11 protein-coding genes are annotated in these 13,170 nt (G+C 33.2%); 9 read left to right on the top strand and 2 right to left on the bottom strand.

Annotation, left to right across the window (positions count from 1 at the left end; genetic code table 11):
• Positions 1–16: 16 nt before the first annotated feature.
• Positions 17–601: a uracil-DNA glycosylase family protein gene (locus tag FOC48_RS05310; protein WP_003146947.1), complete on the top strand. Its 585-nt coding sequence runs from the start codon at positions 17–19 to the stop codon at positions 599–601.
• 73 nt (positions 602–674) lie between these two features.
• On the opposite strand, the gene FOC48_RS05305 is transcribed toward FOC48_RS05310, so the two are convergent.
• Positions 675–956, bottom strand: coding sequence for a peptidase dimerization domain-containing protein (locus FOC48_RS05305; protein WP_003146946.1), 282 nt, complete (start codon positions 954–956; stop codon positions 675–677).
• A gap of 2 nt (positions 957–958) precedes the next feature.
• A complete protein-coding gene (locus FOC48_RS05300) occupies positions 959–2,116 on the bottom strand; it encodes a M20 metallopeptidase family protein (RefSeq protein WP_003146945.1) in 1,158 nt (385 codons plus the stop codon).
• Between the two features lie 207 nt (positions 2,117–2,323).
• Here FOC48_RS05300 and FOC48_RS05295 point away from each other — a divergent pair, with 207 nt between their 5' ends.
• The 8 genes from FOC48_RS05295 (at position 2,324) to FOC48_RS05260 (ending at position 13,167) form a co-directional block, all read left to right on the top strand.
• A complete protein-coding gene (locus tag FOC48_RS05295) occupies positions 2,324–3,679 on the top strand; it encodes an ATP-binding cassette domain-containing protein (protein WP_003146944.1) in 1,356 nt (451 codons plus the stop codon).
• A 497-nt stretch (positions 3,680–4,176) separates the two neighbouring features.
• Positions 4,177–4,701 carry a bifunctional pyr operon transcriptional regulator/uracil phosphoribosyltransferase PyrR gene (pyrR, locus tag FOC48_RS05290; RefSeq protein ID WP_003146943.1) on the top strand — a complete coding sequence of 175 codons (525 nt, stop codon included), beginning with the start codon at positions 4,177–4,179 and terminating at the stop codon, positions 4,699–4,701.
• Between the two features lie 194 nt (positions 4,702–4,895).
• A complete protein-coding gene (locus FOC48_RS05285) occupies positions 4,896–5,777 on the top strand; it encodes an aspartate carbamoyltransferase catalytic subunit (RefSeq protein ID WP_003146942.1) in 882 nt (293 codons plus the stop codon).
• A gap of 13 nt (positions 5,778–5,790) precedes the next feature.
• Positions 5,791–7,071: a dihydroorotase gene (locus FOC48_RS05280; protein WP_003146941.1), complete on the top strand. Its 1,281-nt coding sequence runs from the start codon at positions 5,791–5,793 to the stop codon at positions 7,069–7,071.
• Positions 7,072–7,102: 31 nt separating this feature from the next.
• Entirely contained in the window at positions 7,103–8,191 is a 1,089-nt protein-coding gene (gene carA / locus FOC48_RS05275) for a glutamine-hydrolyzing carbamoyl-phosphate synthase small subunit (protein ID WP_003146939.1), read from the top strand.
• A 50-nt stretch (positions 8,192–8,241) separates the two neighbouring features.
• Positions 8,242–11,418: a carbamoyl-phosphate synthase large subunit gene (gene carB, locus FOC48_RS05270; protein WP_003146938.1), complete on the top strand. Its 3,177-nt coding sequence runs from the start codon at positions 8,242–8,244 to the stop codon at positions 11,416–11,418.
• Between the two features lie 60 nt (positions 11,419–11,478).
• On the top strand, positions 11,479–12,243 hold the full coding sequence (locus tag FOC48_RS05265) for a dihydroorotate dehydrogenase electron transfer subunit (RefSeq protein WP_003146937.1): 765 nt from the start codon (positions 11,479–11,481) through the stop codon (positions 12,241–12,243).
• Positions 12,244–12,252: 9 nt separating this feature from the next.
• Entirely contained in the window at positions 12,253–13,167 is a 915-nt protein-coding gene (locus FOC48_RS05260) for a dihydroorotate dehydrogenase (RefSeq protein ID WP_003146936.1), read from the top strand.
• Positions 13,168–13,170: the final 3 nt, after the last annotated feature.

Genomic DNA, 13,170 nt, shown 5'->3' with positions numbered 1-13,170 from the left:
ATTCTAGAGGAAAAATATGGATAGTTTTGAACAATTGAAAAAAGAAATAATGGCAGATAGTGATAATAAAAAATACACGGATAAAGGAATAGAACCTTTATTTTCTACCCCTAGCACAGCAAAAATATTAATCGTAGGTCAAGCACCTGGTATCAAAGCTCAAGAAAGTAAAATCTTCTTCAATGATAAAAGTGGAGTTAAACTTCGTGAGTGGATGGGAATAGATGATGAGATATTTTATAAATCTGGTTTAATAGGTGTAGTACCGATGGACTTCTATTATCCTGGTAAAGGTAAAAGTGGTGATTTACCACCAAGAAAAAACTTTGCAATTAAATGGCATTCTAAAGTGTTAGAACTTATGCCTAATCTTGAACTTATTATTCTTGTAGGAAAATATGCACAAGAGTATTACTTGGGAAATGATAAAAAACAAAATTTAACGGAAACTGTATTTAATTATAAACAGTACTTGCCACGTTATTTTCCAATTGTTCATCCATCTCCATTAAATTTCCGATGGCATAACAAAAATCCATGGTTTATTGAAGAAGTAGTTCCTGAATTACAAAAAAGGGTGAAGGAAATACTAGGGAAATAAATCATTAAAAAATAAAGACTGAGATAACTTGAAGATTTCTATAAAATTATGATTTCAAGTTACCTAAGTCTTTTTAATTTTTTATTATTTCAAACCTAGTCTGCTCACTATAATATATAAGTAGTGAAGATAGTATTGATTTCAATTGTTCTAAATTATCGGTTTTTAAAATAATTTCCGCCATACCTGAGATTACATTAAAAGCATCACCACTTTTTACAGAGATTATCTCTATATTTTTGTATTTTGTTGTTTTTCTAACAAATTCACCAGCAATAACAGTTGTATCGATAGCTTCATGAGGTTCAGCACCATGTCCGCCTTTACCGTAGATAGTAACTAAATATGTATTCATATCTATTGTTCCTCCTTAAGATTTTTTATTACATTAGCGGAATCAAATGCTAGTGTTAAGAATATTGAAGCTGTTTGTTTCATGACTTCTTCTTCAAAATCAAAATTTGGGTGATGGTGTGGATATTTAGCGAAGGTAGAATTACCTGCACCGATTAAGAAGAATGCTCCAGGAACTTCTTCAACATAATACGCAAAATCTTCACCGATCATTAACGGTTCAATTTCCACTTGTTTAATTTCAGGAAGAATCTTAGAAGTTGCTTTTTGTATTTCTATTGTTCCTTTTTTGTGATTTATAAGAGGTGGATAGCCACCATAATATATAAACTCTATATTAGTTTCAGAATATTCATTTTCTAGAGCTTTGCATAAGTTTTGAAGTTTAGTCAGCACCATTTTATGAAGTTCTTTATTGAAATGTCTTATTGTTCCAGTAATACATGCTTCTTTAACAGAACTTTCAAGTTTTCCTAAGGTGATGACAAGTGTTTCCCTCGGTTTAGAAAATCGTGAAACTATTTGTTGAGTCATACTAACAAATTCTGCAGCAATAATGTTTGCATTTTCCTTGGTATTGATTATTACTTCGAATCTATCAGCAGCTGCACATAGTTCTTTGTAACTATATCCTAAAGTTCCAAGTGGAAGTGGTGTCCAAAGATGAGCGCCGAATATTGCATCGACTCCTTGTAAGCAACCAGCATCTATCATAGGTTTTGCTCCACCTGGAGCTTGTTCTTCTCCATATTGGAAAATTGCGACAACATCATGTGGAAGATTTTCTTGATGATCCATTAGAACTTTACACGTTGCAAGTAATGCTGTAGTGTGTCCATCATGACCACAAGCGTGCATTGCATTAGGAATTGTAGACTTGTATGGGGTATCTTTTGCATCATTTATAGGTAGGGCATCGAAGTCTGCTCGAAAAGCGATTGTTTTTGAAGAATCTTGTCCTTTGATTCTTGCGACTACACCATTTAAGCCAACGTTTGTTTTAATATTAGTAATTCCAATTTTTTCTAAATATTCTTTAATGAATCTCGCTGTATTTTTTTCGTTAAATGAAACTTCAGGATGCATATGCATATAGCGACGAAGTTCAATCATTTCTGGATAAAATTTTTCAAGTTCATCTTGTATAATTTTTTCAATCATAAAAACCTCCAGATTACTATTTTAAATTATAAATACAATTATAACACAAATATTCTAATAAAGAGAAAATTGATAAGGAAATTGCTTTCAATTATTTTTATTTTTGATATAATATGAGTAAATAGACACTAGTAAAACTCAATTTGGGGGTGGGAGCATGGATACATTAGATTAATAGAGAAATTTTATTAACAAAGGAGTTAATGTATGCAAATATTAAATATTAAAAACATAGAGTTTGAAAAACAAGGGAAGATATTATTTAAAATCGAAAAATTGAGTATAAATACTGGTGACATTATTGGTTTAATAGGGAAAAATGGTTCAGGGAAGACAACTCTGTTAAAACATATAGATGACTTGCTTAAAGATGAAAATAACATTTCTTTGGAGCTTTTAGAATTTGGAGAAAATTCTCTTCTTAAAAAAAGTGGTGGAGAAGTTGTTGTAAACAAGATTAGAAGTGGTTTATTATCGAATGTTGATCTATATTTACTTGACGAGCCTTCAACATACTTAGATTATAATAATGCTAACAAAATAGCTAATCTTATAAAAAGAACTCCAGCAACTTTTTGTATTGCAAGTCACGATAGAAATTTCTTAAATAATGTTTGTACAAAGTTATGGATAATTGAAAATAAAACTGTAAGGGAGTTTAATGGAAATTATCAGGAGTACAAGCTTCAAGAAGAAATTGAGACTACTGAGTATGAAGCCGAACTGCAAAAGTATAATAAAGAAACTAAGAAGATAAAGAAAAGCATTCAAGAGATGAGAGAGGAACAGGGGAAAAAATCTGGAAAGCCAAAGAACATGAGTGGATCAGATTATAGAATTATAAGTGTAAAAAATAAAATTTCAAAAAACCAAAAGAGATTACAGAAGAAAATATCAAGGCAAGAAGATAAACTAGAATCTAATATTAAACCTAAACCGTTAAAAGATAAATATGATATTGAGTTTTTAGAAATATTTAAGGAAACTCATAAGAAGAATTTTTGTATTGATGAGAAAAATTGTGAAATAGATGGAAAGTTTCTTTGGAACTCACCTGGTTTTACTTTTGCTAGTGGTGATAAGATTTTAATTAAAGGAATAAACGGTTCGGGGAAAACTACTTTTCTAAATTATGTGAAGGAGTCCATTCCGAATTCCTTGCAAGTAGCATATTTTGAACAAAATGGATTTGATACTTTTAAGGAAGAAAAAACATTGTTTGAATTTGTTAAAGAATCAACTTCACTAAATGATATAGAACTTAGAAATATACTAGCCTTACTAAATTTTAGAGGAGATGATATAAATAAAAAGATAGAAGTCTTAAGCAAAGGGGAGAAAGTTAAACTTTATTTCGTAAGCTTACTTTTTAGAAATACAGATGTACTGTTATTAGATGAGATAACTAATTTTTTAGATGTTGTTGCGATAGAAGCGGTAGAGAAGATATTAAAGAAATATCCTGGTATTCTGATTATGGTTAGTCACGATATGGAATTTATTGATAATGTTGCAACGAAGGTTATAAACATCTCGAACAAAGAAGTTTTAAAATTTGAGTAAATTAGGTTCGAAAAAATAAATTCAGGAGGAAAATGAGGATGCCCAAAAAGTACTAGATTTTAAAATAGTTTACATGAAAACTCATAGACACAGTGGTTTATTGATATCTAAATTCGCTTTATGAAAGCTTTTTAGATATCTAATAAACTGTGTGGGGGTAACTCGACAAAATCTTGTTTCTTAAGAAATCACGATTTTTGAGTCACTCCCGCAGCATTCTTGATATTAGGTTTTGTCTCGGCTGCGGTTTCTAGTGCGAAATGGAAAGAAAAAGATGAGGATGAATAAAAAGAAAAGTGGATTATTGGAGACATTTAATTACTCCAATAATCCATTATATATTTGACAAATCTCTTATTATGGTATATAATATTGATAATTTGAATAACACATCTTTAATGTGATCCAGAGAGGTCAGCAAAGATTTATTTATTGGAAAACCAAGTTTATTTATGCTGTCCTGCTCAATAGAGTAGGCTATTTTTTTGAGGTGAAGTATGAAAAAACGAATTCTTTTCGACGAAACAATGATTTCTAGAATGATTACTAGAATTGCGAATGAAATTATCGAACAAAATAAATTAGATGATATTGTTTTAGTAGGTATTCAAACAAGAGGGATTCATATCGCCAAAAGATTGAAACAAAAAATCAAAGAAATTGAAAATACTAATATTCCAGTAGAAACACTTGATATAAAATTTTATCGTGATGATTTAGAAAAAATAAGTGACGAACCTGAAATAAAAGTTCCACGTTTTAAACTTGATTTGACAAACAAAGTTGTAATTATTGTAGATGATGTTCTGTATACAGGAAGAACGGTTAGAGCAGCGATAGATGCCATAATGGATGCGAGTCGTCCAAAAGCAATTCGTCTTGCGATTCTTGTAGACAGAGGACATAGAGAACTGCCAATTAGAGCAGATCATATTGGAAAAAATATTCCTACTTCAAGAAAAGAAAATGTAAAAGTTCATTTAAATGAAGTAGATGATGTTGAAGAAATATTATTAATTTAAATATAAAATCTTTTTAAGGTAGTCCAGAGAGGCTAACAAGGGATTGAATTTAAAGTTTATACTTTATTTGAGTATAGCTATGTTTAAGTATAACTATACCCAGATAATAACTTGAATTTAATAGTTGATGAACAGTCATACCTTGTAGCCGAACGGATACAAGGTATTTTTTTATACAAAATGGAGGAACTACTATGAGAAATATAGTAAAAATGTCAGACTTAACAAATGAAGAAGTTTATCAACTGATAGAAAGAGCTTTAGAGTTGAAAAATGGTAAACAAGTAGAGCCAAGAGAAGACTTATATGTAGCAAACTTATTCTTTGAAAACTCAACTAGAACGAAACATAGTTTTGAGGTAGCTGAGCACAAACACAGATTAAATGTTATAAACTTCGAGGTTTCAACTTCATCAGTAAATAAAGGTGAAACTTTATATGATACTTGTAAAACATTAGAGATGTTAGGTTGTAACATGTTGGTTATTAGGCATGGTCAAGACGCTTACTACAATGAGCTGACAAACTTAAATATTCCGATTTTAAGCGGAGGAGATGGTAGTGGAGAACATCCAAGTCAATGTTTACTTGATCTTATGACAATGTATGAGAAGTTCGGAACGTTTGAAAATCTTAATGTAATCATTGCAGGGGATATTAAAAATTCTCGTGTAGCAAGAAGTAATTACAACATGCTTACTAGATTAGGAGCAAGGGTAAGATTTGTTTGTCCTGATATTTTTAAAGACGAGACACTTGGAGAAGTAGTAGACTTTGATAAAGTAGTTGGAGAAGTTGATGTTTGTATGTTATTAAGAGTTCAACATGAAAGACATGACTCTAAGATGGGACTAAGTAAAGATGAATACCATAATAACTTTGGATTAACTAAAGAGCGCTATGAAAGATTAAAAGAATCTGCAATAGTGATGCATCCAGCCCCTGTTAATAGAGATATGGAAATAGCTTCGGAACTAGTTGAAGCACCTAAATCGGTAATCTTTGAACAGATGAAAAATGGAATGTTCATGAGACAGGCAATGATAGAAAAAATAATTAAAGATAATAATTTATAAAGAGGAGAAGCATATGTTACTTTTAAAAAACGGTAAAATTTTAGAAAATGGTGTATTAGTAGAAAGAGATATTTTAGTTGATGATAAAAAAATAGTAAAAATCTCTGAGAACATTGAAGAAAATGGAGCAAAGGTATTAGACTTAGAAGGGAAATTCGTTTCACCAGGATTTATAGATGTTCACGTACACTGGAGAGAGCCAGGGTTTGAATACAAAGAAAACATTTATCATGCTTCAAGAGCAGCAGCTCGTGGTGGATTTACAACAGCAATGCCTATGCCAAACTTAAATCCAGTACCAGATAACTATGAGAACCTAAAATTACAATTAGATATTATCGAACGTGATTCAGTAATTAGAGCAATACCATTTGGAGCTATAACAAAAGGTGAAGAAGGAAAAGAATATGCTGATTTCGAAGAATTAGCTGAGCATGTGTTTGCCTTTAGTGATGACGGTAGAGGAGTACAAGATGCTAACATGATGTATGAATCTATGATGGTTGCTGCTAAATTAAATAAAGCAATCGTAGCTCACTGTGAAGATAACTCATTAATCCGCGGAGGGTGTATGCACTGTGGACGTAGAAGTCGTGAATTAGACTTACCAGGAATTCCTTCGGTATGTGAAAGTGTTCAGATTGCACGTGATGTTCTTTTAGCTGAAGCAGCAGGATGTCACTATCACGTTTGTCACGTATCTACTAAAGAATCAGTTAGGGTAGTAAGAGAAGCGAAGGCAGCAGGAATTAAAGTAACTTGTGAAGTGTGTCCTCACCACCTAATAAGTGATGAAATGGATATTCCAGAAGATAACGGAATGTGGAAGATGAATCCACCGCTAAGAGCACGTGAAGATAGAAATGCTCTAATCGCAGGTTTATTAGATGGAACAATCGACGTAATAGCAACAGACCACGCACCACACGCTACTCATGAGAAAGACTTATCGATGAGAAAAGCTGCATTTGGAATTGTTGGAAGTGAAACAGCATTCAGCCAACTTTATACGAAGTTTGTAAAAACAGGAGTATTCTCACTAGACTTATTAGTTAAATTAATGACAGAAAAAGTTGCAGATACTTTCGACTTACCATATGGGCGTTTAGAAGAAGGTGGATTTGCAGATTTAGTAGTAATCGACTTAGAAAAATCACTGAAAATTGATCCAGAAAAATTCTTATCTAAAGGTAGAAATACACCGTATGTAGGAGAAGAAATTTATGGAATACCAGTACTAACATTATGCGAAGGTCAAGTTGCATACAAAGATAGCGAAGTATTTGAAGTTTAAAAAATAAAAAACTTAGAAAGAGAGAACAAAGATGTACAGTTACGATAGACAACTAATTTTAGAAGATGGAACAGTATATAAAGGATATGGATTCGGTGCAAATAGAGCACTTGCGGGAGAAGTAGTATTTAATACAGGTATGACGGGTTATCAAGAAACTCTTTCAGACCCATCATACAATGGACAAATAGTAACATTTACTTATCCATTAATCGGGAATTACGGTATCAACAGAGATGACTTTGAAACAATTAATCCGAGTATTAAAGGACTTATCGTTAGGGAAGTTTGTAAAAAACCTTCTAACTTTAGAACAGAGTATAGTTTAGATGAGGTGTTAAAAGAACTTAATATCCCAGGTATATCAGGAATTGATACACGTAGTTTAACAAGAAAAATAAGAGAACACGGTACAATCAAAGGGATAATCACTGACCTTTGCATGGATCCAGAAGAACAATTAGAAAATCTTAGAAAAACTGACTTACCAACGAACCAAATTGAACAAGTTTCAACTCAAAAAGCTTTCTTATCTTCAGGAAATGGATATAGAGTAGTACTAGTAGACTTTGGTATGAAATCAGGGATACTAAGAGAACTTAATGAACGTAATTGTGATATCGTTGTTGTACCTCATAACGTAACTGCTGCGGAAATTTTCAGACTCAACCCAGATGGAATTATGTTAAGTAATGGACCTGGGGATCCAGAAGATGTACCAGAAACAATTGAGATGCTTAAAGAAGTTATGCCAAAAATTCCAATTTTTGGAATTTGTATGGGACACCAACTTATTTCATTAGCATGCGGAGCGAAAACATATAAACTTAAATTCGGGCACCGTGGAGCTAATCATCCAGTTAAAAACTTAATAACAGGAAAAGTTGATATTACTTCACAAAACCATGGTTTCAGTGTAGATATTGAATCATTAAAAGATACAGATTTAGAGCTTACACACCTATCAGTAAATGATAAAACATGTGAAGGGGTACGTCATAAAAAATACCCAGTATTTTCAGTACAATACCACCCAGAAGCATCACCAGGACCACATGATCCTAACTACTTATTCGATCAGTTTATAGATTATATGAGAGAATTTAAAGAAAACAAATAGGGAATAATCTGACACTATAGAGTATCAATGCAAAATTAAGGAGAATAAAAATGCCAAAACGTAATGATATAAAAACAATACTAGTAATAGGATCTGGACCAATTACAATAGGTCAAGCAGCAGAGTTTGACTACGCTGGAACTCAAGCATGTCTATCTTTAAGAGAAGAAGGATATGAAGTAATCTTAGTTAACTCTAACCCAGCAACAATTATGACTGATAAAGAAATCGCAGATAAAGTTTATATGGAACCTTTAACTCTTGAGTTTGTAAGTAAAATTATCAGAAAAGAAAGACCCGATGCATTACTTCCAACATTAGGAGGACAAGTAGGTCTTAACCTTGCGGTTGAACTTCATAAAAGTGGAATCTTAGATAAATATGGAGTGGAATTATTAGGAACGAAATTAAGTTCAATCGAACAAGCAGAAGATAGAGAATTATTCCGTGACCTTATGAACGAACTAAATGAACCAGTTCCGGAATCAGCAATTATAACAACTTTAGAAGAAGCGAGAGAATTTGTTGCTGAAATAGGTTACCCAGTAATCGTTCGTCCTGCCTTCACTATGGGAGGAACAGGTGGAGGTATCTGTTACGATAAAAAAGATTTAGAAGAAATTGTAAGTAGTGGATTACATTATTCACCAGTTACTCAATGTTTATTAGAAAAATCTATCGCAGGATTTAAAGAGATTGAATATGAAGTAATGCGTGACTCTAACGATACAGCGATTGTTGTATGTAACATGGAAAACATTGACCCTGTAGGGATTCACACAGGGGACTCAGTAGTAGTAGCACCTTCTCAAACATTAACAGACAGAGAGTACCACATGCTACGTAATGTATCATTAAAAATTATTAGAGCTTTAAAAATTGAAGGTGGATGTAATGTACAACTTGCACTTGATCCAAATTCATTCAAATACTATATTATCGAGGTTAACCCAAGGGTATCACGTTCATCAGCTCTAGCTTCAAAAGCAACAGGATATCCAATCGCGAAAATCGCAGCGAAAATTGCAGTAGGATTAACTCTTGATGAAATAATAAACCCAGTTACACAAAACTCATATGCTTGTTTCGAACCAACGCTTGACTATGTAGTAAGTAAAATTCCACGTTTCCCATTTGATAAATTTGAAAATGCAGATAGAAAACTAGGAACACAAATGAAAGCCACTGGTGAAGTAATGGCGATGGGTAGAACTTATGAAGAAAGTTTACTAAAAGCTATCCGTTCATTAGAATATGGAGTGCACCATCTTGGATTACCTAATGGAGATGATTTCACATTAGAAGAAATTATTGATAAGATTAAACAAGCCGGAGATGAAAGATTATTCTTCATCGGAGAAGCGTTAAGACGTGGACAAAGCACAAAAGATATTCACGATATTACAAAAATTGACATGTTCTTCTTAGAAAAAATGCAAAATATCATCGATATCGAACATGAATTAAAAGACAATGTTGGAAATATTGATTTACTAGAATATGCTAAAAAATACGGATTCTCTGATAAGGTAATTGCGCATAGATGGGGAATGACAGAAGACGATATCTACAACCTTCGTCAAGAAAATAAAATTACGCCAGTATTCAAAATGGTTGATACTTGTGCAGCTGAGTTTGTTTCAGAAACTCCATACTTCTACTCAAGTTATGAACAAGAACAAGAATCAATCGTTAGCGATAAGAAAAAAATTGTTGTACTAGGATCTGGTCCTATCCGAATTGGACAAGGGGTAGAGTTCGACTACGCAACAGTACACGCAGTAATGGCAATTAAAGATGCTGGTTATGAAGCAATTATTGTTAACAACAACCCAGAAACAGTTTCTACAGACTTTACAATCTCTGATAAACTGTACTTCGAGCCACTAACTGAAGAAGATGTAATGGCGATAATAAATCACGAAAATCCACTTGGAGTTGTAGTTCAATTCGGTGGGCAAACAGCGATCAACCTAGCGGCTAAATTAGAAAAACACGGTGTGAAAATTCTAGGTACTGCCTTAGAAGAAATTGATAATGCAGAAGATAGAGATAAATTTGAAGAACTATTACATAAACTAGATATACCACAACCGCTAGGAAAAACTGCTTTTGATGTAGAAACAGCAGTTAAGAATGCTGAAGAAATCGGATATCCTGTATTAGTAAGACCATCATACGTACTTGGTGGACGAGCTATGGAAATAGTTTATGAAGAAGCTGAACTACGTCGTTACATGAAAACAGCGGTAAAACTTACACCAGAACACCCAGTACTAACTGACAGATATTTAGTTGGGCGTGAGATAGAAGTGGATGCCATTAGTGACGGTGAAACGGTAATTATTCCAGGTATTATGGAGCACATCGAAAGAGCAGGAGTTCACTCAGGAGACTCAATAGCAGTATATCCACCTCAAACATTAACAGAAGGTGAAAAAGCTAAGTTAATAGAATATACAATTAAATTAGCAAAAGGATTAAACATCGTTGGATTATTAAATATCCAATATGTAATAAGTAAAGGGGAAGTATTCGTATTAGAAGTTAACCCACGAAGCTCAAGAACTGTACCGTTCTTAAGTAAGATTACAGGAGTACCAATGGCAAAACTTGCTGCTGGAGCTATAATTGGAGAAACACTTAAATCTAAAGGATATGAAACAGGATTATTACCAGAATCAGAGAATGTGTACACTAAAGTACCGGTGTTTAGTTTCCAAAAACTAAAAGACGTAGATACTACTCTTGGACCTGAGATGAAATCAACTGGAGAAGTAATGGGAAGTGATAGAACTCTAGAAAAATCACTATACAAAGGACTTCTTGCAGCAGGAATCAAAGTAAGTGATCAAGGAAATATCTTATTCACAATTAGTGACGATGATAAAGAAGAAGCATTAAATATAGCAAAACGATTCTTCGGTTTAGGATACAACCTATTAGCTACAGAAGGAACAGCCAAGTACTTAGATGAGCACGGATTAAGAGTGACTCCAGTAGGAAAAATTAATCAAAGTGAGTACAGTGTACTTGACGCTATATATAATGGAGATGTTGATGTAGTAGTAAATACTACTTCAAAAGATAAAGATGTAACAAAAGACGGATTCAAGATTCGCCGTGTAGCGAGTGAGCAAGAGGTTGTATGTTTAACATCATTAGATACAGCAGATGCGCTACTAAAAGTTTTAGAATCAATCTCATTTGATATATTACCACTATAAAATAAACAAAGATGAAGAAGGGGAAATTTTTTCCCTTCTTCTTACAGAAGGAGCATTTGGATGGATACTTATTTAGCAACAGTTATCAGTAATGAACAAGTAGCAGATAAAATATTTAGAATTGAACTGCAAGGAGATGTAGTTAAAGAAATGAATACACCAGGACAATTCGTAAATATTAAAGTAAGTAACAGTTATGAGTTTTTATTAAGAAGACCAATTTCAATTTGTGAAATTAATAAAGAAAAAAATACATTTGTGATGGTCTACAGAGCAGATGGAGCAGGTACTAAAAAGATCTCAGAATTAGAAGCAGGTAATTTAGTAGACGTATTAGGACCATTAGGAAAAGGATATGATGTTTATACACTAGAAAAAGGGCAAACTGCATTGCTAGTAGGTGGAGGAATTGGAGTTCCACCATTATATGAGTTAGCAAAGCAATTTAGAAAACAAGGGGTAAACACAGTACATATTTTAGGTTTTAATAATGTGAAAGATGTGTTTTATGAAGAAAAATTTGCAGAGCTTGGTACAACTTATGTTGCTACGGCTGATGGAAGTTATGGAGAAAAAGGTTTTGTTACTGATGTTATAAAAAATTATGAAGTTGACTATGATAAGTATTATAGTTGTGGTCCATTTGCTATGTTAAAAGCATTGACTAAAATGGATGAAGAAAAAATGGGGTATATTTCTCTAGAAGAGAGAATGGCTTGTGGAGTAGGTGCATGTTACGCATGTGTTTGTGAAAAAATTGATGGTTCTATCTCACGAGTGTGTTACGATGGACCTGTATATGATTCGAAAGAAATAGCATTATAGGAGGAATTTATGAGCGAAAGATTACGAGTAAAATTACCAGGATTAGATTTGAAAAATCCTGTAATGCCAGCATCAGGCTGCTTTGCATTTGGTTTAGAATATGCTAACTTTTATGATTTAAGTAGACTAGGGGCAATCATGATTAAGGCAGCCACTAAAGAACCACGTTTTGGAAATCCTACACCACGTGTCGCTGAAACTTCCAGTGGAATGTTGAATGCAATAGGTCTACAAAATCCTGGGGTTCATGAGATATTGGAAACTAAATTAAAAGAATTAGAAAAATATGATGTTCCTATTATTGCTAATGTGGCAGGAAGTGAGATAGATGATTATGTTTATGTAGCAGAGCATATTAGCAAAGCACCGAATGTTCATGCATTAGAGTTAAATATATCTTGTCCTAATGTAAAACATGGAGGGATTCAGTTCGGAACAGATCCAGAAACAGCTAAAAACTTAACTAGAAAAGTCAAAGAAGTATCGAGTGTACCTGTTTATGTGAAACTTTCACCTAATGTTACAGATATTGTAGCTATGGCAAAAGCTGTAGAAGAAGGTGGAGCTGATGGTATTACAATGATAAATACTCTAGTAGGTGTAAGGCTAGATAAAAAGACTGGAAAACCAATTATAGCGAATGTAACTGGAGGACTTTCTGGACCTGCGGTAAAACCTGTAGCTATAAGAATGGTTTATCAAGTAAGCCAGGCTGTAAACATTCCTATTATAGGTATGGGAGGAATTATGGATGAGTGGGATGTAATTGACTTTATCTCTGCTGGAGCGAGTGCAGTAGCAGTAGGCACAGCGAATTTTGCAGATCCATATGCTTGTCCAAAAATTATTGATAAATTAGAAGCGACACTTGATGAATTAGGAGTAGAACATATACTGGAACTTCGTGGTCGTGCATATAAATAAAAA

Source organism: Gemella haemolysans (assembly GCF_012273215.1).
Lineage (GTDB): Bacteria > Bacillota > Bacilli > Staphylococcales > Gemellaceae > Gemella > Gemella haemolysans_A.
This window is presented reverse-complemented; position numbering and strand designations above follow the sequence as displayed.